Annotated in this window: 18 protein-coding genes; 1 reads left to right on the top strand and 17 read right to left on the bottom strand. The window is 63.2% G+C overall.

The window, feature by feature from the left end:
* Positions 1-92: 92 nt before the first annotated feature.
* From PG2093B_RS02650 to PG2093B_RS02595, 12 genes are all read right to left on the bottom strand, one after another.
* Positions 93-968, bottom strand: coding sequence for a metallophosphoesterase (locus tag PG2093B_RS02650; RefSeq protein ID WP_129897050.1), 876 nt, complete (start codon positions 966-968; stop codon positions 93-95).
* The gene (locus tag PG2093B_RS02645; RefSeq protein ID WP_129897048.1) at positions 965-2,134 is read right to left on the bottom strand and encodes an ABC transporter ATP-binding protein; all 1,170 of its coding nucleotides are present in this window, start codon (positions 2,132-2,134) and stop codon (positions 965-967) included. Before PG2093B_RS02645 ends, PG2093B_RS02650 begins: the two co-directional genes overlap by 4 nt.
* Position 2,135: 1 nt before the next feature.
* Positions 2,136-3,080 carry an ABC transporter permease gene (locus PG2093B_RS02640; RefSeq protein WP_129897046.1) on the bottom strand — a complete coding sequence of 315 codons (945 nt, stop codon included), beginning with the start codon at positions 3,078-3,080 and terminating at the stop codon, positions 2,136-2,138.
* Complete coding sequence (locus PG2093B_RS02635) at positions 3,068-3,916, bottom strand: ABC transporter permease (protein ID WP_129897044.1); 849 nt, start codon at positions 3,914-3,916, stop codon at positions 3,068-3,070. The genes PG2093B_RS02640 and PG2093B_RS02635 overlap by 13 nt, the downstream gene beginning before the upstream one ends.
* Positions 3,917-3,973: 57 nt before the next feature.
* Entirely contained in the window at positions 3,974-5,116 is a 1,143-nt protein-coding gene (locus PG2093B_RS02630; RefSeq protein ID WP_052177234.1) for an ABC transporter substrate-binding protein, read from the bottom strand.
* Positions 5,117-5,504: 388 nt separating this feature from the next.
* Positions 5,505-6,998, bottom strand: a complete 1,494-nt coding sequence (locus PG2093B_RS02625) for an amino acid permease (protein WP_129871663.1) — start codon at positions 6,996-6,998, stop codon at positions 5,505-5,507.
* A 121-nt stretch (positions 6,999-7,119) separates the two neighbouring features.
* A complete protein-coding gene (locus PG2093B_RS02620) occupies positions 7,120-8,187 on the bottom strand; it encodes a phosphotransferase enzyme family protein (protein ID WP_242500977.1) in 1,068 nt (355 codons plus the stop codon).
* 260 nt (positions 8,188-8,447) lie between these two features.
* Positions 8,448-9,599 (bottom strand): lactaldehyde reductase, encoded by a 1,152-nt coding sequence (gene fucO / locus PG2093B_RS02615; RefSeq protein ID WP_101454149.1) that lies wholly within the window; start codon positions 9,597-9,599, stop codon positions 8,448-8,450.
* 115 nt (positions 9,600-9,714) lie between these two features.
* Positions 9,715-11,070 (bottom strand): DUF2130 domain-containing protein, encoded by a 1,356-nt coding sequence (locus PG2093B_RS02610; protein ID WP_129897040.1) that lies wholly within the window; start codon positions 11,068-11,070, stop codon positions 9,715-9,717.
* A gap of 70 nt (positions 11,071-11,140) precedes the next feature.
* Positions 11,141-12,034 carry a cutinase family protein gene (locus PG2093B_RS02605; protein ID WP_165369683.1) on the bottom strand — a complete coding sequence of 298 codons (894 nt, stop codon included), beginning with the start codon at positions 12,032-12,034 and terminating at the stop codon, positions 11,141-11,143.
* Between the two features lie 130 nt (positions 12,035-12,164).
* Positions 12,165-12,794 carry an HAD domain-containing protein gene (locus tag PG2093B_RS02600; protein ID WP_129897036.1) on the bottom strand — a complete coding sequence of 210 codons (630 nt, stop codon included), beginning with the start codon at positions 12,792-12,794 and terminating at the stop codon, positions 12,165-12,167.
* A 3-nt stretch (positions 12,795-12,797) separates the two neighbouring features.
* A complete protein-coding gene (locus tag PG2093B_RS02595; protein WP_242502790.1) occupies positions 12,798-14,414 on the bottom strand; it encodes an ADP-ribosylglycohydrolase family protein in 1,617 nt (538 codons plus the stop codon).
* A gap of 136 nt (positions 14,415-14,550) precedes the next feature.
* Here PG2093B_RS02595 and PG2093B_RS02590 point away from each other — a divergent pair, with 136 nt between their 5' ends.
* A complete protein-coding gene (locus PG2093B_RS02590) occupies positions 14,551-15,027 on the top strand; it encodes a hypothetical protein (protein WP_242502789.1) in 477 nt (158 codons plus the stop codon).
* Between the two features lie 75 nt (positions 15,028-15,102).
* On the opposite strand, the gene PG2093B_RS02585 is transcribed toward PG2093B_RS02590, so the two are convergent.
* From PG2093B_RS02585 to PG2093B_RS02565, 5 genes are all read right to left on the bottom strand, one after another.
* Complete coding sequence (locus PG2093B_RS02585; RefSeq protein ID WP_129897068.1) at positions 15,103-17,877, bottom strand: carbon-nitrogen hydrolase family protein; 2,775 nt, start codon at positions 17,875-17,877, stop codon at positions 15,103-15,105.
* Between the two features lie 268 nt (positions 17,878-18,145).
* Complete coding sequence (locus PG2093B_RS02580; protein ID WP_129897034.1) at positions 18,146-18,499, bottom strand: Wadjet anti-phage system protein JetD domain-containing protein; 354 nt, start codon at positions 18,497-18,499, stop codon at positions 18,146-18,148.
* The gene (locus tag PG2093B_RS02575; protein WP_129897032.1) at positions 18,483-21,944 is read right to left on the bottom strand and encodes an ATP-binding protein; all 3,462 of its coding nucleotides are present in this window, start codon (positions 21,942-21,944) and stop codon (positions 18,483-18,485) included. Before PG2093B_RS02575 ends, PG2093B_RS02580 begins: the two co-directional genes overlap by 17 nt.
* Positions 21,938-22,711 (bottom strand): DUF4194 domain-containing protein, encoded by a 774-nt coding sequence (locus PG2093B_RS02570; protein ID WP_129897030.1) that lies wholly within the window; start codon positions 22,709-22,711, stop codon positions 21,938-21,940. The genes PG2093B_RS02575 and PG2093B_RS02570 overlap by 7 nt, the downstream gene beginning before the upstream one ends.
* Positions 22,692-24,254: a DUF3375 family protein gene (locus PG2093B_RS02565; RefSeq protein WP_129897028.1), complete on the bottom strand. Its 1,563-nt coding sequence runs from the start codon at positions 24,252-24,254 to the stop codon at positions 22,692-22,694. The genes PG2093B_RS02570 and PG2093B_RS02565 overlap by 20 nt, the downstream gene beginning before the upstream one ends.
* Positions 24,255-24,261: the final 7 nt, after the last annotated feature.

Genomic DNA, 24,261 nt, shown 5'->3' with positions numbered 1-24,261 from the left:
GGAATCATTTCGGACACACGAAATGGCCAGGCGCCATAATGACCGGACACATCATGAACACCCCGACACGCCAATCGGCAGAAGGCTTCAGCTCAGATTAGAGACACATCTTTTGGCGTATAACCCGGTTTGCTATGCTCCTGATCAAGCACGTAGCATGTGCCGGAATGCGCCCGATAGCCACGGATTGCATTGGTGGTGAACCGGCCGACCGGCACAAGGCAGTCGTAGATCTCGGGTGGTGGAATGTGTTGGAACACCACCGAGGGGGCGCCCACGTCCTTCACCACATCGCCGAGCCATGCCACAGCGTCATCGGACGGTGACCCATAGCCGCCATCGGCGGCGAAATCGCCCGAATTGACCATCATGACGCCCATTGCTGTCTGTCTGCCATCATGCGCGTCAATGGTGAGGCCGAATGTACCGGGTTCCAACGAGTCCACCGGGTTGAGGCATCCATCGAAAGCGCGATAGAGCTCGTCCTGCCGTTCCAACGGCACACCGCATTGGAAATCGTGGTTGCCGTACGTTACTGCAAATGGGATGCCACGCGATACGATCGGTCCAAGAAAGCCCGAGAGACAACGCATTACTTTTGTTTCGGTATCCTCTTCCTCTACTGGATCCGAGGCGGCACCAGTATTGTGCCTGTGCAGTAATCCACGTACACATTTGCCGACTCTGGCCATTTTCGCCTCGGTTCGCACCCCTGGTGGCAGCGGCGCGCCGGGCGCGTCACCCCTACGGTTCACATAAGTGCGTTCAAATGCCGGGTCATACCCGCGAATCTGGTCGCCAGTCAACACGACAAGGTCTGGGTCAGCACGCTTTACAGCCGCCTCAATGAGCATGATTGCCCTCCTGCTCACATCGGGGCCGTCCTGCACGTCGGCGAGCTGTAGCACACGGAATGTGCCGTCGGGACGGAACCTCAGCCGGACATCACAGCCGGCGCTACCGGTCATGACTGCCGCTCCCCAGCACCGGCATTTACCCGTACATCAGCCTTCATCGTGGCATGACGCGCCCAGGCGATGTCAATCGGCTCGGCGGCCACCGGCTCGGGACGAATCTCCACCGAGACACGCTCGCCCGGCGAGAAACGTTCACCAGCTGCATGCTGGCTTACCAGCGAAACAGTGCCCACTCTCACTTCGGTACGTTCAAAGGCGCCAAGGAACATGCTCGAATGCACCACATGGTCACCATTGCCGGCGTCAGGTCTGCGAAGCACCACGTTTTCGGGGCGCACGAACACGGTGACCGGAGTATTCGCGTCCAAAGGCCTGAGCAGCGGCACATCGAATCCGAGCACGTCGACCATGCCATTGGGCAGCACGCGCGTCTCCAGTTTGTTCGACTGGCCAATGAAATCGGCGACAAACGGCGTGGCCGGTGAAACATAGAGCTCATAGGGCGTGCCTATCTGTTCGAGATGGCCATCGTGCATCACGGCCACACGATCGGCAATGGCGAGCGCCTCTTCCTGGTCGTGCGTCACAAAGATTGCCGTGATGCCTAGTTTCTGCTGAATCGCCCGGATCTCGTCACGAAGCTGCACACGAATCTTCGCGTCGAGCGCGCTCAACGGCTCATCGAGCAGCAGCACACTCGGATTGACCACGAGGGCTCGTGCCAAAGCGACACGCTGCTGCTGACCTCCCGACAGTTCGTTGGGGTACCGCGATCCGAAATCGGCGAGCCCTACATGATTGAGCATCCGCTGCGCCCGTTCAAGCCGTTCCTTCTTCCCCACTTTCGCAACTTTGAGGCCGAAGGCGATATTTTGCAACACGGTCATGTTCGGGAACAGCGAATAATGCTGGAACACCATGCCCATGCCACGCTCGCGTGGAGGCATCGCGACGACTGATTCCCCGTCGACGGTGATATCTCCGTGGGTGATCGTCTCGAATCCTGCAAGACACCGCAGAATCGTCGATTTTCCACATCCTGAAGGCCCCAGCAGACAAATCAATTCCCCGGGGTCTATCTGCAGGCTGAATGAATGCAGCACCTCCTTCATGCCGTATGATTTCACGACATTGGTGAAGCTCACGGACTTGCCGAGACCGGAGGAATTCGCAGCCTTCGAATCCGCGGTGGTGGTGTTTTCGCTTTCAGTGTTCATCTCAGCTCTCCTTTCGGGAAGGGCGGTTTCCGGTGGCCATGATGAAGAGGGTGACGAGCGTGCACAGCAGCACGATTAGCGTGACGATGACGGAGAGATAGACATCGGTTTTCGAAATCGAGATGAGCGCGGTCTGCAATGTTGTGCGGTTGAGCAGCGATGCGATGGTGAATTCGCCAAGCACAATCGCCGTAGTGATGAGCATTGAAGAGATGATCGACCGGCGAATGCACGGAAGCAGGATATCGGTGAGGGTGCGCAACCAGCCGGCGCCGAGCGATTCGGCGGCCTGGGCGAGGGTACGGCAATCGAGACCGCGCAGATCAGACGAGATCGTCGTATATACGAACGGGAGCGCGAGAATACCATAGGCCAGCGCGAGCGTCCAAGTATTCGGGCCGACGATGTCGGCAAAGAACGCGAGGGCCGGAGCAAGGCCCACAACGAGAATGATCGCGGGAATCGCAATGGGAAGGAGCATGATCACGCCCATCGCACGGTTCAACCGCGGAAATCTCACCGAGATGAGCACGAAGGCGGGAATGACGAGCATCAGTTCGATTGCGAGCGTCACAGCGACGAGCATCAAAGAATTGAGCAATCCCTCGCTCAGCGTCATGAATGAGAAGCCGCTTGCGTCGAGCAGGGCGAGCCAGTGGTCGACGGTGAAGCCGCCGGTGGCCGAGCGAAACGTGAAGTAGAGCATACCGGCGATCGGCAGCAGCAGAAAGAGGGAGAAACCCAGTAGAATCCCCGTCTTCGACACACTGCCCGGTCGATCGTAGGGCTGCCAGACCGACCTGGGTCCGCAAACGGCGTTCGTGCCGCGATGGCGGTGGCGTTCAAGAGGACGATTGGCGGCGACGGAGCTACGTTCGGATTCGAAATCGGCCCCGGAATCCGCTTCCAGCACATCAATTGCAACCGAGTAATTCAGCAAAGCCATGATGAGGACTTCCTTTCCACGAGGGCGTACAGGCCTACAACGATCGCCATGATGGCCAACATGCCCACAGCGAGCGCACCCGAAGCGCCTTCCGAGCCGAGACCAGTCTCGCTAATGAGGGCGGCCCGCACCTGCAACGGAGCGATTTGCGAACCCTGACTGATCAGGGCGGCGGCAGTGGCGTAGGCGGAGAATGCGTTGGCGAACAGCAGAAGGAATCCGCTCATGAATGAGGGCATGAGCATCGGCAGTCCCACATGCCTCCAAAAGTGGCCGGCGCCGCCACCGAGCATGGCGACAGCCTCGGAGAGCTGACGCGGCAGGCGGGCCATCGCCGGGTAGAACGTGACGATCATGAGAGGCATCTGGAAGAAGATGTAGGGCAGGACGAGACCAACCGGCGTATAAAGCCACATGCCATGCGCATAGATATCGATGCGCATCACCTCACGCAGAAACAGTGTGACCATTCCCTGATTGCCGAGTGTGGCGATGAATGCGAATGCCAGCATCACACCGCCGAACTGCGAGAGCGTGCTAGAGGCGGCATCCACGAGGCGGTGCACGACGCCATCCTCCCTGTACCCGAGCAATGCGTAGCACACCAGCGCGCCCAGCACCGCACCCACGGCTGCGGTGAGCGCCGACAACCACAGCGAATTGCCGAAGGCCGCCCCTACGCCCGGCCTGTGGAAGATGTTGAAGTTCGCCAGCGTCCAGCCACCCGAGCCATCCCGGAAGGCGCTCACCACCACCAGCGCCGCCGGCAGTGCGAACATGAGCAGCACATAGACCACGAACGGCGAGAGCTTCAATGCGTTCGACACCTGTCTCATTACCATCACCCCTTACATCACATTCATCACACTCTCTGCATATCTAGGCACGCCATGTCACGACGAGGCAATGGTCGACCAGCGCTCGGAGAGCAACGTGTTAGCCTTGTCGATTTCTTTCTGCGTTGCAAGTTTGATATCCGAGGGTAAGCCGCCAGCTGCTTCAAGGGCCGCCTTGTCGATTGTGCCGTCGTCAGTCATCGCCTTGGCCATCACCGGCAGGGCGCCGGCCTTGAGGAACAGATTCTGTGCTTCCGGCGTGTAGATGAACTCCTCCCACAGGCGCGCCGACGCCGGGTGCGGGGCGTCTTTGTTAATCGCCTGACTGTAGTAGGCGCCATAGGCGTTCTGCGGTAACACGACCGTCTTGTAATTGGCGTTCTGCTTAGCGGCGGCCACGTTGAGGTAGTTCCAATCGATCACGACCGGGGTTTCCCCCGAGGCGATTGTCGCACTTGTCGCATCCACCGGAATGAAGTTGCCGGCCTTCTTGAGCTTGGCGAAGAAGTCGATTCCCGGCGTGAAATCATCGAGCGTGCCGCCTTCCTGCAACGTGGCCCATGCAACGGCGGCGAAGGCTGCGCCGGCTTGGGTCGGGTCGCCGTTTATGGCGACTTTGCCCTTGTACTCGGCATCCAGCAAATCGTTGAGACTCTTGGGTTCAGGTACTTTGGACGAGTCATAGCCGATTGAGACGACGCCCGTATAGTCATTCACATAGAGGCCGTCGGCCTGCTTGTTCGATTCAGGGATCTTGTCCCAGGCACTCACCTTGTAGGGTGCGAAGTAGTCGGTGCTCGAGATGGCGACCGCCTGTCCGAGGTCAAACACGTCCGGTGCATTCGTCTGCCCCTTGAGGTCCTTCGCCGCCTTGATTTCCTCGGCGCTGGATGCCTCGGGGTTCGTCGAATTCACTTTGATGCCGTACTTCGTCTGGAAGGCCTTGATCACTTCGCCCCAGTTCACCCAGTCATCCGGACACGCGATAAGGGTGAGCTGACCTTCGGCCTTCGCGGCCTTCTCTAGGGCGTCCATTCCGCCAAAATCAGCAACGCTTGTGGCGGTCTTCGATCTTTCATCGACCTTGCCCCCACTCGACCCGCAGGCTCCCATCGTTCCTACCAGTGCCAGCGAGCACACACCTGCCGCAATGGTTCGCATCACCGTCTTCACGTTCTTCGACACAATTGTAGTATTCATGATTAATTCTTTCTGTTAGTTTTATAAAATTTGAATATCTCTAGTCCATTTATAGGCCACTTGTTTCAGACCTTGCCGCAAGCATATCATGACGATGCTGTACCGCTCATCATCGAATCGAAACAAACCATTTGCAAATTTTTGAAATGAAATAGTTCTTTTTTCTTCCGACCGATTTTCCCTCCACACTGAGCGGTTACGCCACAAAACCGCATAATGGCAGGTGGAACGGTCCCCCAAAAATTCCACCCCACCTGTCGATTGTCGACCATTGAACCGAAAATCAATTCATTATGAATATACCGTTTGATATCTTGCAATTCACGACGAATTCAATAATGATTTCCATATTGTTCACCACATGTTCATGCATGTGGTTCATTCGGCGTCAGTCGTGCGTCTTGTATGCCGCGGTGCCGCCGGAAGCCGCGAATTCCTCTTCGGGCGAGAGCACAAGGTGCTTGCGTCCATAGAGCGCGAAGAACACGGTGGCGGCCACGTAGATGCCCACCATCACATACACTGCGAGCCGGTAGTCGGGGTTGAGCAGCACGGCCACGAAGATCGCAAACGAGAGCAAACCGGCCACGACCGCACCCGGCACACCGAAGCGGCTCACGAATGGGCGCTTGATGTTCGGCATGTTGCGGCGCAGCAGCACATACGAGACCATCTGCAGCAGGTACGCGAGCACCGCGCCCCACACGGCGATGTTAAGCACCACAGAGCCGGCGCCCTCACCGCCGTACGCGATGATGAACAGGGCGGCGAATCCGATCACCGCGCCGACGACGAGGCCCCAGTACGGCGTCTTCTTCTTGCCGGTGAGCGAAAGGAATGCTGGATAGTAGCCGGCGCGGCTCAGCGAATACAGGTTGCGGCCGTACGCGAACGTGATGCCCTGCACCGAGGCGAGCAGTCCGATGAGCGCGAACGCGGAGAGCACGGCAGCCAGATTGCTCGGCAGCACTGCGCGGAACCCGTCGAGCAGCGGCTCATCGGAGCCGGAGAGCGCGGCGGCGCCCATGACCGAGGGGTTGAGGAAGACGACGACGAGCCCGCTGATGCCGAGGGTGAAGATGCACAGGCGCGATGACTTGGGGATGTTGCGTTCGGGGTCGCGCACTTCTTCGGCGGCGAGCGGCAGCTGTTCGATGCCCAGGAAGAGCCACATGGCGAACGGCATCGCGAAGAAGATGGCGCCTACGCCGAAGGGAAGGAACGCGTTGTTGCCGGCGGTGGGTGCGATGTCGAACAGCGAGGCGAAGTCGACCGAACCACTGAACACGGCGCTCACACCGAAGAACGCGACGATGGCGAGCGCGGCGATCGACACGACCTGCGCGAAGCGGAATGATGTTTCGGCGCCGACCCAGTTGAGGGTCACGAAGATGGTGTAGATGACGAGCCACCACACCCACTGGTACCCGGCGCCAGTGAGTGAGAAGCCGGTGAGGTCGGAGAGGATCGCGTCTGCGTAGGCGGACGAGAAGTAGACGATGGTGGCCGCGGTCATCACATATTCCACGGTTTCCGCCAGCCCGGTGAAGAAGCCGCCCCACGGGCCCATCGCGGCTCGCGCGAACGAGTAGGCGCCGCCCGTGTGCGGCATGGCGGACGCCATTTCGCTGATCGAGTTGAGCATGAGCACGTACATGACGTAGACCACGATGGCGGCGATGAGGAAGCCGCCCCACCCGGCTTGGGCGATGCCGCCGTTCCATCCGGAGAAATCTCCGGAGATGACGGCGGAGACGCCGATGGCCCACAGGCCGAAGGCCCCCGCGGTGCGCTTGAGTTGGCGCTTCTTGAAGTAATCCTTGTCGGTGGCCACATAGGTGACCGATCCAAGGCCGGTTCCTGAAATACTGGACGATGACATGGTGATCGCCTGCCTCTCGATTGTCGGTATGCGTTATTGCATGGATTCCTACTGTGTTGGTTGGGTTATTGGTTGTTTGGTTGGGTTGTTGGATGGATTGGATGGTGAGTCTTGGGTGCGGCTACCGCAGCAGCCACTGGGCGTCCGCGAGGTAGTTGCGCGCGCATTGCACGGTGCCGGCGGCCTGTTCGGCGGCCAATCCTTCGGGCAGCGCGTCTTCGCGGTGGTTCGTGGTCCAGCCGAGCATCTGCAGGCGGCGGATCATCGAGAGCGCCGACATGACGTGCAGTTCCTTGGAAGACATCGGCCCAGCCACGCTCACGTACCCGTCGAGCCAGGCTTTGGCGAGCTGCGGGGCGTAGGGCTTGTGTTCGACGAAGCTGAGCGACGAGGCGTAGTCGTAGAGGTACCAGCTGTAGCCGGCGTCGTCGAAGTCGATGACGGTCAGGTCGCCGTTGTCTGCGCGGATGATGTTGCTGGGGCGCAGGTCGGCGTGGATCAGACCCCATGTGTGGCTGTCACGCGGGTAGGTGTTCATCACGGCGAGCGCGGCGTCGAGCGCGCGTTCACACAGGTGGCGGTCGGCGTCGCTCAGGTCTGCGGTCTCCCAGCGGCCCCAGCGCGGGGACGCCCCCACCATGTCGCTGATGCCCCAGTTGAACCGTTTGAAACCAAACGGCTGGTGCCAGTGGCGCGACTGCTCGTGGAACTTGGCCGACCATTCGCCGATTGTGCGGTAGTACTGCGAGGGGTCGTCGAGGTCTTCGAGCACAGTGCCCTCCACGAATTTCGTGGAGACGACCATCCAGCCCACGCCGTTCAGGTCGCGAATCTTCGTGACGAATGTGCCACGCACGGTCGGCACGGGGTCGATGAGACGCACACCGTCGATTTCGTGCAGGGCGGCGAGCCATGCGATTTCGGAGGCGACCGCTTCCGGGCCGCCCACATACCCTGGCTGCGAGACGCGCACGACGCCTTCGGGCCGCCCGTCGAGCAGCAGCACGAATGTCGCGTTTTCCGAGACGGTGATCAGATTGAGTTCGGCGCGCTCGGGTTCGATGCCCCACGCGCCGCACACCCCGCGAAACAACCAGTGCGGGGCCGGGGCGCCTTTCGTCAGGTCGCTGAACGTGCTCAGCGAGACCACGTCCACAGGATTGTCGAGCAGACTCACGATCGCTTGCATGATGACCTCGTTTCCTCGATGCCGCCGCCTCTGCCGTGCGGGTTATCTCGATTCTGCGCGTTGCGGCGTTTCCACTCGCCCGCCCACGGTTACAAGGCCGTAAAGAAAACCGGCATGCAGATTAATGGCGTGTTACGCTGCCCCCTGCGCGCGGAACACCGCCATGCCGGCATGCGCTTGATGCCACATACAAAAACGGTGCCGCCGCTGCAGGTCTGCACCCACAGCGGCGGCACCAATCACAGCGCCAATGCAACGCCTTACATCAGGCTGCGGTAGATCTCCAGGATATCCTCCTGCGTGGCCTTGCGGGGATTGCCCGGCGTGCACACGTCGGCGAACGCGTCCGCGGCAAGCGGCTCAAGGTCCTCTTCGGTGGCGCCCACTTCGCTGATCGTCGTCGGGTTGCCCAAATCCCGGGTGAGCTGGGCGACGGCCTGCACGGCCTCGTCGCGCACATGCTCCAGGTCTCCGGTGTAGGCGTCCTCGACACCGAACGCATCGGCGATGTCGCGGTACTTCTCGCCCGAATAGTCCTTGTTGTACTCCATGACCGGCGCAAGCAGGATGCCGTTGGCCACGCCATGCGCCACACCGAGGCGGCCACCGAGCGGATGCGCCATGCCGTGCACAAGGCCCAAGCCCACATTCGAATACGACATGCCGGTGATGTAGGAGGCATAGGCCATCTGTTCACCCGCGTCTTTGTCACCCTCCACGCTCTTCGCTAGGTTCTGGGCGATCATGCGGATCGTCTGCATCGACAGCGCATCGGAGAGGTTCCATGCGCCCGGCGTGATCACGCTTTCGATGGCGTGCGTCAGGGCGTCGAGACCCGTGGCCACCTTGAGGCCTCGCGGCATGCCGTCGGTCAGGTCCGGGTCCACGAACGCCACGACCGGGATGTCGTGCGGGTCGACGGCCACGAACTTGCGCTTGTTCTTCGTGTCGGTGATCACGTAGTTGATCGTGGTCTCCGAAGCAGTGCCGGCGGTCGTCGGCACGCCGAAGATCGGCACGCTCGGGTTCTTGGTGGCGGCCACGCCTTCAAGCGAGAGCACGTCGGAGAACTCAGGGTTCGCCACCACAATGCCAATGCCCTTGCATGTGTCTTGCGGGCTGCCGCCGCCGAGGCCGATGAGGAAGTCGGCGCCCGACTTCTTGAACTCCTCAACACCGTGCTGGATGTTCTCGACCGGTGGGTTCGGCTGCACATCGTCGAAGATCTCGTAGGGGATCTGCGCCTCGTCGAGCACATCGGTCACTTTCTTCACCGTGCCGTTCTCCACGAGCACGGGATCGGTGACAATGAACGCCTTCGTGAATCCGCGCGCCTTCGCCTCGGTCGGGATCTCCTTGATCGCACCCCTGCCAAAATACGCGGTTTGGTTGAAAATCATACGGTAGACCATGTCTGCACTCCTTTTGGGAACCGGGTCGTTGCTTCACTGGAACGACTGCTGCCCAGTCTAGCCAGCCCGGCACGCCGGCGCCCATGCGACACGCCGGCATGTGCTCAGCCCCCGGTCAGTCGCCGCTCACCTCGCCGCCCTCCAGTGCCTTCGCCTCGCGCGCCTCCTTGAATTTCTGCTGCATCGTGGGGTTCTTGTACGTCAGTTTGCGCACGGTGATGTCCTGCACCTTGTTGTTGGCGATTCGCAGGTTGTTCTCCGAGCCGATCAACGCCTGCTTGGTCTTCTGCAGGTGGTCGATCGACTTGTCGATCTCGTCGATCACGGTCTGGAATTTGCGGGAGGCCAAGTCGTAGTTGCGTTCGAACCCGCTCTTGAACTCGTTGAGCCTGTCTTCGAAATGCGTGATGTCGATGTTCTGCATGCGCATCTCTTCCAACTGCAGCTTGTATTGCAGCGAGTTCAGCGCCGCGTTGCGCAGCAGCGTGATCATCTGGATGAAGAACTGCGGGCGGATCACATACATCTTCGGGTAGCGGTACGAGACGTCCACAATGCCTTGGTTGTACAGGTCGCTGTCCGCTTCGAGCATCGAGACGAGCACCGCGTATTCGCAGCCTTTTTCACGCCTGTCCTTGTCGAGCTCCTTGAAGAAGTCCTCGTTCTTGTGTTTGGTGGCGGTCGTCTCGTTCTCGTTCTTCATCTCGAACATGATCGAGATGACTTCGGTGCGCTCCTCCTCACCTTCCGGCCGGTCGTAGTCACGGAAGATGAAGTCGCCTTTGCTGCCGGTGCGCGCGTCGTTGTCCTTCTCGAAATACGCATTGGGGAAGGCGCCCATGCGCATCGAGTTGAACTCGTTCTGGCAGTGCTGCTCAAGCGATTCGCCCACCATCTTCGTGGAAAGGCGCGCCTTGAAGTCCTTCATGCGTTCGATCTCGTCGTCGCGGTCGCGCAACTGCATCTCGTAGCGTTCCTTGAGCGATTTGCTCTCCAGGTCCTTTTCGAGCTGCGCGCGGTCGAGTTTGGTCTGCAATTGCGTGATCTGCGCGTCTTTTTCCGCCACAGACTGCTGCAATTGCGCCGCGAGCCGCGCCTCGGCGAGCTCGGCGTCATGCTCGCGGTCGCGCTTGGCCTGTTCGAGTTGCGCGCGCAGCGACTCCTGCTCTTTGCCCGCACTGACGCGCGCCTGCTCCACCGCCATCTGCTGTCGCAAGTCGGTCGTGTCGAGCTGTGCCTGCAGCTGCGCGATCTGCGCCTCTTTCTGCGCGACCGCCTGCTGCAGTTCGCCCGCGGCCTTGGCCTCGGCGAGTTCGACCGCTTTGCGCTTGTCTTCTTCGATGAGCTTTTCGCGGTCCTTGAGTTCGCGCTCGAACTCCGCGTTGCGCACCTGCTGCACAATATCCGCATATCCCGCTTCGTCGATGGTGAACGCCTCCCCGCAATGCGGACATGTGATGTTGTGCTGCATGGTCCCCTCCTGTGTACACTTGGGCGCGCGGCTGGCTCCGTCCAGTATAGGGCGGCGCCGCGGGCCGATTCTAGAATGTGGCCTTCACGCGGTCCACTGCGTATTTCATGCCTTCGTCGAGCATGCCGTTCGTGGCATAGCTGCCGTGCGGTTCGGTGTCGCCGCCCACTTGGCACGCGAAGTCACGCGCCGTGCAGAAGCTGACGGTGCGGTCGGCGATCTCACCGAAATCCTCCGCTCCCCTTGCCCCGAGGATGCCGTCGACCGCGCGGTCGAAATCCCCGGAATTGTATGAGGCGGCGGCGCTGAACCGCGGGTCGCCATACAATTCCACCGCCACGATGTGCCCGCGCGCCACTGGGGAGAGCTCATACCCGTTGTCTTCGTTGAACCGCGTGTCCGGCGCGCTGAGCGCGTCCCCGACAACCATCGCGCCTTGCGAATACCCGAGGAGCACGGTGCGCATGGCCGAGCACTGCGCGCTCTGCGCGTTGAGCACGGCGATGAGCCGGTTGACGCCGGCCGCCTCACTGCCCGATTCCCACGACGCCGGGTAGTCCAGATCGCTGACCTGCGCATGATCGCCGAGTTCGGCGGCGATGCGGCTCGTCAATGGGCTCATCAACGACTGCCCCGCCGGCTCCTCGGTGCCGCGTACCACGATGATGCGCGCCTGCTTCTGCGCATCACACCCCGATTCGCCCCATGCGCCGGGTGCGGCCGTATCCGTGTGGCTTGGCCCGTTGAACAGCAGCGTCGCAGCAAGCGACTGCTCCTCTCCCTGCGTTTCGGCGGGCGCATCGCCCGAATCACCCGCCACCGGGGACTGGGACGATGCGGCTTCCTGGGCGTGGGGTTCATCGTCTTGTGCAGAAGCCGATCCACATGCCGCTAACGCCCCGGTCAGCAGGAACGCCACTACGGCGGCGGCTGCCCTGACGGCCCAAGTGCGGTGTGTGCTCACGGTGTGCGCTCCTTCTCTCTGCCGTTGCCTTGCCCATGCATTATAGATGCGATCCGCCGCACCACCGCCATCTGGACCGCAAATATGCGCAATGGTTTTGCAAATCCATGCCCTTCCGCGCAAACGCGCATCAGTAGCCCATGTGGCCTTCGTGCTCGCGCAGTGTCGGCTCGACGTCGAGCGTCACGTCGTCGAACGCGCGCGGATTCGCGATGAACGCGCAGATGAGCGCCCACTGCCGCCGGGAGATGCCGATGCGGCTGTCCGGCCGCACCATGAGCACGGGTGCGACCGGCGCCGACGCACGCAGCTCGTCACACCGCGTGCGTGTGCATTCCTCATCGTCAATCCAGACGATCGGCGCGGGGTCGCCTCCGTCCGCTTCCACTTCCACACGGCGTGCGACGGCGCGGTATTTGCCGTCGCGCAACCCGGTATAGGTGATCGGGTCGTACCATTGCACCGTGCCGATGATCTGCGCGTTCCAACCGAGCCGTTCATTGAGCAGCGCCGTGTACGGCTGCCATGTGGACAACCACTGCAGCTCAATCGCGCCTGTGCATGCGAGCTCATGCAAGGCGTCGGTGAGTTCGCTCGACCAGCGTATGCGGTAGGCGGCGCCACTGCCCACATGCACGGTCGCATCACCGTCCAACCGGAATGCGCGTTCGGGCGAATAGAGGTCGCTGGGCGTGGGTTCGGCCTCTGGAAACGCGTTGAGCACACCGTCGAAATCGGTGTAGACGATTGCACGTGCCATGGCTCACATGCGTTCGTGTTCGAGTGATTCCGGGCTGGCATACGGGCGCATGCGCTCCACGCCGTCTTGGGCGAGGCGCAGCTCCTTGCCCAGGGCACGCGCGCCCAAGCGCGCCACGCGCTCGGCGATGGTGGCGGCCATGGCATAATGCATGAATGCGAAATCCCCTGCCTGCGCACTGTCCGGTCCATCCTGCACACGGCGCTCGTAGCTTTCACCCAAGCGCAGCGCGATGATGGCGAATGACGCCAGATCGTCAAGATCGTCCAAGTCGAAACGCTCTTGCGCAAGGTCGAACGCCAGATTGTAATAGTCCAAGGCGGCTTGCGCATCCGGCTCGTGGTCGGGCCCGCGGCCGTCACGCAGCATATCACCCAGATAGCACGCGCAGTCAGCCAGGCCATGCTCACAGCCGCGTCCGAACCACAGGAACGCCTGCGCGTCGGCGTCCGCAGCCTGCACATGGCGTTCGTAATACAGTATGCCCAGCACCTGTGCTGCTTCGAATACGCCGACTTGGTATGCCTTGACAAGCGTTTCCGCGGCTTGGGCGAAGCTGTGCGCACGTGTCTCCTCGTCGCTCATCATGGCGGCCTGTGAGCACAAATCGCGCGCATCGTCGAACAGGCCGAGCCCAGCACTCGAAGTGGATGCGACAAGCCGGTCGCCGTCCAAGTCGAGCGGCATGCGTTCGCCGGACAGCGGATCATCGCCATATGTGCCGTTCGGGTCGGTCTCCACATCCTCCGGACCGCCCAGGATCACGTCGAGGAACTGCTCCTGACCGCGCAGCGCGTCCATCCACTCCTCGGGGATGCCACCAGGCTCGCCCTCGTCTTCGAATCCGTAGACGATGGCGGCGAGCGCACCGGCGACTGCCGCGGTCGTGTCGGTGTCGGAACCCAGATTGACCGCTTCCAGCACGCAATCGGCGTACGACTGCGTGGTGCACAGGCACCACAGCGCGGCTTCGAGCGTGTGCAGCACGAACCCGTCGGATTCGATCTCGTTCCGGCCCTTGCGCCACAGGCCGTCGAATCCGTTGTGGGCGAGCGCCTCGCGCACATCCACCATGTCGATCAGTTCGCGGGCGATGTGCACCAGGGTCACGCATGCGTCCATGCTGATTGGGTGCGCGTGGGTGACTGCGCTCGCCCGGCGGATGTCGCTGTCAGACAGGTCGAACAGCGCGCACGGCACGATGCGCATGAGCGAACCGTTGCCGTTGTCGCGCTCGCCGCTCATGCCGTGGCCGGCGCGCAATGCGCGTTGGGTGGCACCGCCGACGTCGAAGACCGTGCCGTCGGCGCTGTATTTGCCGTCGTCGAGCCACGCCAGGAAGCGCACGCGCATGTCGTCTTCGTTCACGGTGCCGTCGCACGAGAGCAGTGAGTCGAGTGTGGCGAGCATGAGCGCGGTGTCGTCGGAATACGTGCCGGCGGGCTGCCGGTGCGCGCCGCCGCCCACCATGCCGGTGCAGGTGAATGCGCCGCGCTCGCGGAACTCGTACGGCACACCGAGCGCGTCTCCGATCGCCTCGCCGTAGATGATCGTCTGCATGAGGACCATGGTGGCCATGGCCGCGTGTTCGTCTTCGGGTGTGATGTCCGTGGTGCTCATGGTGTGCGCCGCCTTTCCGTGCGTGTTCTATGGGCCATCCTAATCGGCCACCGCCATGCGTGCGAATCCCGCGCGGGCACACGGCGGCTGCGTACAATGGACGCTACCGCACACAACCTGAGCGAAAGGGACGACGATGTCACAGCGCACAACCACTCCCCCGCCTGCGCCCGCACGCGACACCAAGATGGAACGCATGCTCATGATGGTCGGGTGGATCATTTTCGCCATCGCCACTGTGCTCGTGCTGGTGGTCCGCTGCACCGACGAATACGGCTTTGCCTCCGGGGCCGCGTTGCTGTTCGTCTACCCGCTCATGATGCTCGCCGCCACGGCGACCGGCGCCTCGGGCAGCGTGCACGCCTACTGGATCGGCATCGCCGGTGTGGTTGTGGAGTTTTTGCTCATCGGCTCGATGACGATGCTGCTCAACCCTGGCGCGGATGCCGGGAGCGACCCGTGCACCATGCTTCCCGGCGGCTGGCAGCTGTGCGCGACGCCGGACTACAGTGCGATTGCCTTGTATTGCGGTGCCGGGTTGATCGGCGCACTGATCGGGTATGGTATCGGGTCGCTGCTGCGCCGCCATCTGCGCAAGGCCGACCCCGTCTGATCCATATCCATACGTGTGTGGGCGCGGACCGCCTGACGGTCCGCGCCCACACTATGTTGTTAGGTTGTTGGGTGCCTATTCGACGTGCGCCTTGCGCTTGGCGACGATCAGCACACCACCACCGGCCACGCCCATGAGGGCGAGCGCCGCGACCAATGCGATCTGCGAACCGGTCGACGAGAGCGCACCGATAGCCGGTGCGCCGGCCGCCGTTGCGGGCGCATCCACCGTGCCGTCAGCCGGCCCAGACGGCGACTGCGGGTCAGCGGGGGTTCCAGCTGGCGCATCCACAGGATCGGCCGGTGTCGCAGTCTGATTCGGTTCAGCAGGGTCGGCCGGGGTCGACGCGACCTTCTCCAGTCCAGCGAGCGCCGTGTTCAGCTCGGCCGCCGCCGCTTCGACGAGCGGCTGCTGTTCGGCGCTGAACGTGGTGTTGCCGAGCAGCGAGCGCGCATCGAACAGGGCCTCCTGCACCGGTTCGACCGATTCCGCCGTGTATTCGGAGGGCGATGCGATCGCCGCATCCGCCTTGGCGGCGGGCTCATCCAACGCGCTAGTGTCGAGCGGTGAACCCGTGGAGTACATGGCGGAGTATCCGGGCACGGTGCGCTGTGCGAGCGCGTCGTACATCTGCGAGTACAGGCGCGGCTGGAAGTTCGTGATGCGGAATCCGGCGCGGCTCAGGTCCATGGTGCGGGTCTCGAGGTTGTCGGGGTCGAAGCCGCCTTGGCCGAAGTACCAGTCCTTCGTGACATCCGCGGTCGCGCCGTTGCCGGTACCGCTCGTGTCGAGCGCCGAGCCGGTCGCGTAGTCGAACGACGTGCCGTTCTTGCGGCCCCATGCGTTGATGATGAGGCTTGTGGAGCGGAACGAGTCACGGCCCACACCCGAGTAGTTGTAGCCGGCCACGTCTTTGCCCGAGCTCACGGTTTCGCCATTGGCGTCCACGGAGTAGATCGGCTTGCCGTCGGAGTCGATCGGATAGCCGTCCTGGCCCCACAGGTTCGCGGTCACCGCGGCCATGCCGTCACGGTCGGTGTAGCTGCCGATGCGTGTTTCGCGGTACCAGGGGTTGCCGCCCGTCGCTGTGGGGTGGATGAGCAGTTCCGCGCCGCTCGCCGCATAGTAGCGGCCGAGTTCCGGGTAGAAGTGGCCGTCGCGGCAGATGTTGACGCCGGCTTTGAGCGCACTGCCGTCCTTGCCGGTCCACTCGGGCATCTCGAACATGACCGGGGTGTTGCCCGGAACCGACCAGACCGTCTCCTCGGAGCCGGCGCGGTGCATCTTCTGGTACGACTCGGTGTGGCCGTCCGGGAAGCAGATCGCGGCGGAGTTGTAGACCTTCTTCACGCCGCCGTCCACGATCGGTCCGCCGTCGGGCATTTCGGCGAGGCCGAACACAATGTACATGCCGTAGTCCTTGGCCAGTTGCGCCATGCGCTGCACGGATTCGCCGCGCGTCGTGTCTCCGTCGGCGCCCTTGACCTTTTCGGCGAGCAGCACCTGCATGTAGTCGTCACTCGCCGCGAGCACACGGTTCACCTCCGCGTTCACCGAATGGGCGTCGGCGTCACCCTTCGGGTCGGTGCTGTCGTAGCCGGTGAGCACCGTTTCGGGGAACACGAGCAGGTCGACGCCATCGGCATGCGCCTGCTCGGCGTATTTGGCCATCATCTTGGTGTTCGCGGCCTTGTCGGCCCACACACCGCTCACATTAGCTACGGCCACCTTGGGGCCGTCCGTGGAGCCGAACGAATAGCTGAGCGATTCACCGGCATCCTTGCGGTCGGCGAGCTCGCCGTACCACTTGGCGTAATAATCCGGGTGGAAGTCGTTGGCCACCTGGGTGGTGGACGGCGTGCTCAGGCGCAGGTCCTTCGCATTCGTCAGCGCGCCTTCGGTGCCGACGGCGATGCTGCCGTCCTCGTTGAGACCGGCCGCGTAGTTGGCACCGGCGAACGATCCGGTGAGGATCACGCTGCCGCCGGGGAAATCATAGGGTTGCTTGCCGTTCTCATCCGCATAGCCGTCGGGTCCCACGAGGTCGGCGCTCGCGATGACCAGGCCGTCGCGCGAGGCGATGGATTCGAGGCGGTTGCGGTAGTACCATTCCCACCCCTTGCCGTCTTTGACGCCATCGCCGTCGATGTCGGTGTAGCTGCGCGACGTGGCGGTGGGGTTCACGAGCAGGCCGACGCCCTGTGCGGCATAGTACCGTTCGATTTCGGGGTTCGCATAGGTGTCGTAGCAAATGCTCAAGCCCATCAGGCCCCATTCGGTCTGCAGGATGACCGGCGTGGTGCCGGGTGTGGCCCAGGCGCCTTCGACCGGCGCGATCTTCTGGTAGCTGCTGACCTTGCCTTCGGGCGAGATCGCGAACGCGGAATTGTACGCGTGGCTGCTATCGCCGGGGATGCGTTCGGGCGTGCCGTACACCACCCACATGCCGTATTCCTTGGCTTTGGCGGCGATCTCCTGTGTGATGGGGCTGGCCGTGGTCTCCGCCTGTGAGACCGCCATGCGGTATGCCGGTGAGTCAGGGTCGCTCGACGAGACGTACCCGGTGAGCGCCATCTCGGGGAACACGATCATCTTCACGCCGTTGGCATGCGCCTGCTCCATCGTGGCGAGCATGCTCGCCTTGTTCGCCTGCTTATCGCCCCATTTCGGCGCGAAGTTCACCACGCTCAGCGCGCCGGCGGGAATCGTGCCGCGCGTCACGGCACCTTCAGCCGTGGCCACGAGGTCGCTCGAGTAGGTGTCTGCGAATGCCGGGGTGGCGCCAACCGCGCCGAACGAACAGATGAGCGCCGCCGCGGAGGCGATGGCCGCGATGCGTCGGCCGCGCATGGATGGGGATGATGCGTTGTGCATGTGCATACGGAAAACTTCTTTCTACTCCGTGTCCACGTGGTCAAGGCCAGCGGCCACCGACCGTTGAGTGGAACCGCAGTTCACGCTAAGAAAGAGGCGTTTCCGTGAGCGCAACGAATGGTCACCGGCAGCTTAATGGCCGGTTACCGTAATATTTCCAAAGCAACATGCATCTCACAACAAAGTTTTCTGTATGAAACATGGCAGACGTGTCGTCGAAAGACGACATGCGCCTCCCATCCCCTCAGAGACGGGCAATGGCCTGCGCGATGGGGATCCGTTCCTGCTCCACGCGGGGCTTGGGCAGCGCGCCGGTGCACAGCGCCCGGTAGAGCGCAGTCTCCTCATCCGTGAGGCATAGGTCCTCTTTGGGTTCATGCACAGGGATCGGCGAGCCGTCGGCACCCAACGTGGTGCCGAACTGCGCATATGCATCGTAGGTCTCGCGGTCCATGCACACACTCGCACACGCCACACCGGTCGCGCGCAACCGCGCGAGGATCTCCAACCCGTCGGCGTCCATATCCCCTTGCACGTCATACAGATGCTTCTCCACGCGGCGCGTGATGGCGCCCGCGATGTCAGCTGGCGTGGTCATCGCCGGTCCCAAGCACCGCTTCGCGCAATTCGGTCAGCCCGTTTTCGGGGTCTTTGCGCGCCACCACGACCTTGGACGCCGAGGCCATGATCTCGCCGGTCTTCGCCTCCGGCGCCGAGACGATCACCTGGAACCCAAGACCGGGCAGCACGCTCAACGCGCGACGCGTGTACTGGCCGTCGGCCTTGATGAGCGCTTCGTCCAGGAACACGGTGGCGTACGAGGGTTCGGTCGCGTTGTCGTTCGCCAGCAGATACATCAATGCGGCGCCGTATGCGAACGACGTGAGTTCCTGCAGGTAGCCGCCCGAGCCGCCGCCGGTCGAATTGATGCGCTCCACGGTGCCGTCGGGGTCGGTGACCTCGCCGAAGAACCGGGAGCGGCGGCGCGGATCGAGGTTCGCGTTGCCCCGCTTGTTGGCCGCGAACTCGTCGAAGCCCTCCTTGACGAGCTCCACGAAGGGCGCACATGCCGCGAACAACTGCTTGCACCGTTCGATGTCTTTGCGCCCCTGCTGCTGGTAGGCGTTGAGGTCCGCGAGCCGCGCGCGCAACGCGGCGAGGAACTGCGGGTCCGACTTGCTCACCTGCGGCACGATAGAGAGCCGGCCGCGCCGCGCGCCGAACGGATAGCGTTCGAGCAGGCGGTTGATCTTGCCGATCTGTTCGATGATCTTCGACCGGTCGGCGTCCAACGCCGTGTTGAGCTGCATGAGGTCCTGATGGATCTTCTCGAGGCTGTGGAAGTATTCCTCGTCCGCGGATGCGCGGATTGTGCTCGCGTTGAGTTCGCGCAGATCATGCTCGAACACCTGGAAATTCTCCACATCCGCGCTCACACGGTCGTCGTTGGGCATGAACTGTTCGATGTACGAGGCCATGGCCGTCTCGCACTCGCTTTTGCGCGCCTCGCACATACCACGCAATTCCTCGAGCCGCGCGTGCACCGCTTTCTCGGCATGCTTGCCGAGCGCGCGCAGCGTCGCGTTCACCCCTGTGCCGGCCGGTGCGCCATGCCCGGGGACACGTGCGCCAGAATCGAGCCCGAGCATACGCGCGGCGCGCTCCTCGTCGCTGATCCCCGCCCCGAAATACCCGTCGAACGTCTGCTCGAGCAGCTCCACACATGCCTCGTTCAGTGCCGGCGGCTGTTCGTCGCCGTGCGCGTCGAGCCATGCGCGCGCGGCCCTGTTCGCGCGCTTCGCCCCCGCAAGCTCGTCCTCGGCGCGCGTGAGGCGTTTGCGCGCGTCGGCGAGCCTGACATTGCACTCCCGCTCGCGCGCCTCGAGTTCGGCGAGGGCCGGGTCGGCGAGAATGCGTTCGATTTCGTCATGCAGCATCGCGATGCCAGCGTCCGCCGACTGCACGTCGATGTCGGTCCAATCCACGCCCAACACCGCCTGCGCAAGGTCACGCTGCGCCTCGAGCTCGGCTTTGCGTGCACCGATGCGCTCGATCTCTTGGTTCGTGCGGTTCATCTCCTGCTCAAGCTGTTCAAGCTCGTCGGCGAGTTCGCGCAGGTATCCTTCCGTCACAAAACCGATGACCTGGTTGATGTTCTTGGTGCCGTGGCTGCCGTGCGCGCCGTCCTTGATCTGGCCGTCCTCCTGCACCTGGCGCGTGCGCACGTCGCTGTCGTCGATGTGCGCCACGCACCGTGCGTCCGACCGCGCATCCGCCACGCGCGCCCTCACCCAGTCGGCGAACGGCGATTCCTCATTGAACGTGAGCTTGCCGGACATCCACCCTTCACACGGCTCGCCATGGTAGTCCTGCTGCACATCCACGAACTGCCAGTTGCGGCGTGCCATCGACGCATGCGGAATCTGGCTGATCGCGCGCGCGAATCCGTGTTCATACCGCTTGTCCACGAGGATGACAGGCGCGAGCGAGGCGTAGACGACGTTCATCGCGGTGCGCCACCGCTCCTCGCCGCCCTGCACATCCATGAGTTCGGCCACAAACGGCAGTTGTTCCGGTTCGAGCCCGGCCGCCTGCGCCATCATCGCGCGCGCGTCCGCCATCTCCTTGGTGATGCGTGTGCGCGACCGCCGTTTGCGCTCGATGTCCGCCTGCAGGTCTTTCGCCTCGCGACGCATCGCACTGTACCGCTCCTGCAGCGGGTACGCCAGCGCGTCGATCTCCTTGCGCCGCTCATCGTATGCGTCCCTGACCTCCACGGCCTCCTCGGCGAGCGCCTGCCATGCGCTCGCCGTCCCCGGCACCGTGCGCCCGGCCTTGGTGAACTGCGGCACGAGGCGTTCGATGCGCGCAGCCATGCGCTCGCGCTCGCGCTCGGCGTCGCGCAGCTGTTCCTGCAACCGCTGCAGGCGGTCGCCGCCGTGGCCGTTCTTCTGTTCGCGGATCGTCTCGAGTTCGGCGTCGAGCCTGTCCACATCGCGCTGCGCGGATGCGACCTTGGTCTGGTTTTCGACGATCCCACGCTCGTACGTGGGTGCGACGCGCGCGATGCATTCGTGCACGCGCGCGCCGAGCCACGCGTCACGCGTCTCGGCGCCGCCCTCGCGCCCGGGGGCAACGGCGCGCAAGGTCTCCATGCGCTTGCGTTCATCGATGTAGCGGATGTGCTTGTCCGCCATGCGTTCGAGCAGGTCCACCCGGTGCAGGTTGCGCTCGATCGCGGTGAAGTTCTCGCTGAACTGCGTGTAGTCGCCGATGAGTGCGCGGCCGCGGTTGAGCGCGGACGGCTCGTCGAGCACGCCTTTGCGGAAGATGTCGTCGAGCTGGCTCGGTGCATCGGACGCCTGCATGCGGTGCAGCAGGCGGCATGCAGATTCAGTCAGTCCGAACCGGCTCCACACGTCTTCGTGGAACAGGTTCGCCTGCCGGTAGACGGTGGCGGTGCGGTAGACGCGTTTGAACAGCGGCACCGAGAACACGTCGTCGCGGTAGTCGTCCATGAGGCGCGGGTCGATCGGGTCGCGGCTCACGAGGAAGAACTTGTCGACGTCTTCGCTCCTGCCGCCGGCGGGCAGCGTCATGAACTTCGCGATCGACAGCGTACCGCCGCCGGTCGTGTCTTCATACCGGTCCACGATGGCGCCCCACACCGCATAGGGCTCGCCGTCGTCGGTCATGCCGCGCAGGAACACCGGCTCGTCATGGCCGTTGTCGTTGCGGATGCCGCGCTGGCCGCGCAGATACGAGTAATCGCTGCGGTCGGAACGGCCGGCATTCGAGGCCTTGTTGAATGCGGCGCCCGTGGGGTACAGCAGCGAGACCTGCGCGTCGACGAGTGTGGATTTACCCGATTCGCTCTGCCCGGTGAGCAGGGTGACGGTGCCGTCGAACATCGTGGAGGGGTCGAAGATGTGGTAGCCGCCGTACGACCCCCAGTTGACGAGCTGGCGTTCCTGCAGCACCCAGTGCGGCGGGTTGAGTTCGATCTGCCCGTAGAGGCCTTCCGTCATGCGCGCGTTCACCATAGCTCCTCCTGCTTCACGTCTTGCGCATCGTCGTCGGGGGTGGTGGGGGGTTCGTTCTGGTCCGTTGGCGTGGATCCGGGTTCGTCAGCCGCGGCCATCCAGTCGCCGATGCGCTGTGTGCTGAGCCCGACCGGCACCAGAGTGGTGATGCGGTAGATGCCCTCCTCGTCTTCCATTTCTTCAAGGAACTGGTTCGTGCGCATCGCGTTGATGAGCGGCTCCACCTGCCGGTTCACCGACTCCTCGCTGTTGCGGCCTGCGAGCGGCCCGGCACCGGTCGACATGAGCTGCACGATCTCCTCTTTCGAAATCACCCACTGGCTCGCCTCCAAACCCACGTTCTCATATTCGAGCACCTTGCGGCGCAATGCGGTGAGCAGCACCGCCTCACGCGCGCTCAGCGACGCGCGGTTCTTCAACGAACGGATGCGCACTTGGCTGGGTGCGGCGGGCTCGGCGTACATCACCCCATAGAACGTGTCGACGACCGGCACGAGCATGTCGTTGTTGAGCGAACGCTTCACATGCCCGAAGTAATCCATCGCCTGCCGGAACATCTCGCCGGTGATTGCACGGTTGCGTTTGAGCGCGATGGCCGCCTCGCGTGCAGGCTCGGGCATGTCGCCGTCGTCGCCGTCGAACAGCGCGAACGGGTTCGAGACGTCCGCCACGCCCATCTCGTCGACAGTCTGTTCGGCCACATGGCCCTCCCCCGCGGTGACCGATGCGGAGACGATCCCCTGATCGTCATTCGTCGGCTGTGTCATGCCGTGTCCTTTCCCGATGTGGTGCTCCACCTTGCCCAGTGTGCGTCGACTCCTGCAGGAACTCGTTGAGCTCCCCTGGGCTCACCAGTACGCTACGCGTGACCCATGCGCGATCGGCGCCATCGGGCGCCACGCAATGCCAGATGCTTTCGCCGGATCCACCGCCGCCGAGATAGCTCAAAAAGCCCACGATCTCGCTCTCACGGCGCTCAGCCTTGGGCAATCGGTTGAAACTGGCCGCCATGTCGACCGCACCTTCGCGCATGACCGGATGCTCGGCGATGAGGGCGACCATGTGGGCGATGCGGGGTCCGCCCGTGGCGACGATGCCATGCAGGTCGAGTGCGGATGCATCGGCGTCCGTGTGTGTCTGCAACGCGGGGGCTTTGGTTTTCACGGGTGTTTCACGGGCGCGTGTGGCGAGCGTCGGCATCGTGGCGGTGGACAGCCCGATGCCATACTTCGCATGGTCCTTGGCTGCGGCACGCTCGGACAGCGTGGTGAACAGCGCGGCGAGCTGGCGTGACATGGTACGGAACTGCATGTCGGTGTGCTGGCGCACGAGCAGTTTGACGCTTTCGTCGGTCAGGCGGATTTGGTTGCGCACCGCGTCGATGCCGCTGTAGATGTCGTCGAGCTCGCGGCCCACCACGGCCATGAGGTCGTCCGCTGAGTCATGCAGCCAAGCGCTGCCGGCGATGTCGGCGAGCGCCCCGTCGAGCTGCGCGCGCCTGTCGGTGGCGAACATAACCTGGAACGCGTCGTTGAACCGCCGCCCTTCGTCACTCTGGTGGTAGGTGCGCTCGTATTCCTCGTGGTAGTAGGCGAGCATGTCGTCGCTGCTCATCGACCCGTTGTCCATCTGCCGGCGCAGCGCGTCGCCGCTGTCGCGCTCGGCGATCACGAGTTCGCGCAAGTCCACCGGCACGCCGCGCAAGGTGTTGTAGACGACGTTGATGATGTCGGAGACCTGTTCGGGGGTCGGCCTCTCCTGCACACCGTCGCGCTCCAGTTGGGCGATCTGCGCGCGGCGCTCCGCGATCTCCTGCTCAAGCAGTTCGATGCGCTCGTGCACATTGACGGTGAGCTCCTTGCGCGCGTTCTCGATCTCCATGATGATCGAGTTGACCTGTGCGCCGGACAGCGACACCGTGCGCTGCTGCAGCGCGGCGAGCGCCTCGATCGCACGGTGCGCGCGCTGCGTCAGGCGGCACATCCAGCGGTGTTGGCGCCGGTCGAGTGAATCGGCGATCCACGCATAGTCGCCTTCGTTTTCCGCTTTGAGCTCTTTGAGGATCCGCCGCGCGGCCTCGAGGTCGGTCTCGCCATCGCGCACGCGGTAGGATCCGTCAGCCACGAGTTCGCCCACACAGCGGGTCATCGCGGCAAGCAGGCGCTCCTGCGGCACTTCTGCGGTCAGCGGGTCGAAGCACGCGCGCAGGATGGCGATGTAGATGTCGGAGTATTTGTGCAGCAGCATGCGCAACACGCCGGTCTCGTAGACAGGCTGCAGCTCGGCGAGCTCCGTGCGCACATCTGCCATGCGAATC

It is taken from the genome of Bifidobacterium pseudolongum subsp. globosum (genome assembly GCF_004155535.1).
Lineage (GTDB): Bacteria > Actinomycetota > Actinomycetes > Actinomycetales > Bifidobacteriaceae > Bifidobacterium > Bifidobacterium pseudolongum_C.
Note: the sequence above shows the minus strand (reverse complement) of the source record. Positions and strands in the feature narration are given on the sequence as shown.

What these genes read in the sequence shown, in the direction of transcription:
- PG2093B_RS02610 (WP_129897040.1), bottom strand. Translation starts at nt 11,070, where the DNA reads ATGCAGCACAACATCACATGTCCGCATTGCGGGGAGGCGTTCACCATC.
- PG2093B_RS02625 (WP_129871663.1), bottom strand. Translation starts at nt 6,998, where the DNA reads ATGTCATCGTCCAGTATTTCAGGAACCGGCCTTGGATCGGTCACCTAT.
- PG2093B_RS02635 (WP_129897044.1), bottom strand. Translation starts at nt 3,916, where the DNA reads ATGAGACAGGTGTCGAACGCATTGAAGCTCTCGCCGTTCGTGGTCTAT.
- fucO (WP_101454149.1), bottom strand. Translation starts at nt 9,599, where the DNA reads ATGGTCTACCGTATGATTTTCAACCAAACCGCGTATTTTGGCAGGGGT.
- PG2093B_RS02585 (WP_129897068.1), bottom strand. Translation starts at nt 17,877, where the DNA reads ATGCGCGGCCGACGCATCGCGGCCATCGCCTCCGCGGCGGCGCTCATC.
- PG2093B_RS02570 (WP_129897030.1), bottom strand. Translation starts at nt 22,711, where the DNA reads ATGACACAGCCGACGAATGACGATCAGGGGATCGTCTCCGCATCGGTC.
- PG2093B_RS02590 (WP_242502789.1), top strand. Translation starts at nt 14,551, where the DNA reads ATGTCACAGCGCACAACCACTCCCCCGCCTGCGCCCGCACGCGACACC.
- PG2093B_RS02580 (WP_129897034.1), bottom strand. Translation starts at nt 18,499, where the DNA reads ATGACCACGCCAGCTGACATCGCGGGCGCCATCACGCGCCGCGTGGAG.
- PG2093B_RS02640 (WP_129897046.1), bottom strand. Translation starts at nt 3,080, where the DNA reads ATGGCTTTGCTGAATTACTCGGTTGCAATTGATGTGCTGGAAGCGGAT.
- PG2093B_RS02565 (WP_129897028.1), bottom strand. Translation starts at nt 24,254, where the DNA reads ATGGCAGATGTGCGCACGGAGCTCGCCGAGCTGCAGCCTGTCTACGAG.
- PG2093B_RS02600 (WP_129897036.1), bottom strand. Translation starts at nt 12,794, where the DNA reads ATGGCACGTGCAATCGTCTACACCGATTTCGACGGTGTGCTCAACGCG.
- PG2093B_RS02630 (WP_052177234.1), bottom strand. Translation starts at nt 5,116, where the DNA reads ATGAATACTACAATTGTGTCGAAGAACGTGAAGACGGTGATGCGAACC.
- PG2093B_RS02595 (WP_242502790.1), bottom strand. Translation starts at nt 14,414, where the DNA reads ATGAGCACCACGGACATCACACCCGAAGACGAACACGCGGCCATGGCC.
- PG2093B_RS02650 (WP_129897050.1), bottom strand. Translation starts at nt 968, where the DNA reads ATGACCGGTAGCGCCGGCTGTGATGTCCGGCTGAGGTTCCGTCCCGAC.
- PG2093B_RS02620 (WP_242500977.1), bottom strand. Translation starts at nt 8,187, where the DNA reads ATGCAAGCGATCGTGAGTCTGCTCGACAATCCTGTGGACGTGGTCTCG.
- PG2093B_RS02645 (WP_129897048.1), bottom strand. Translation starts at nt 2,134, where the DNA reads ATGAACACTGAAAGCGAAAACACCACCACCGCGGATTCGAAGGCTGCG.
- PG2093B_RS02575 (WP_129897032.1), bottom strand. Translation starts at nt 21,944, where the DNA reads ATGGTGAACGCGCGCATGACGGAAGGCCTCTACGGGCAGATCGAACTC.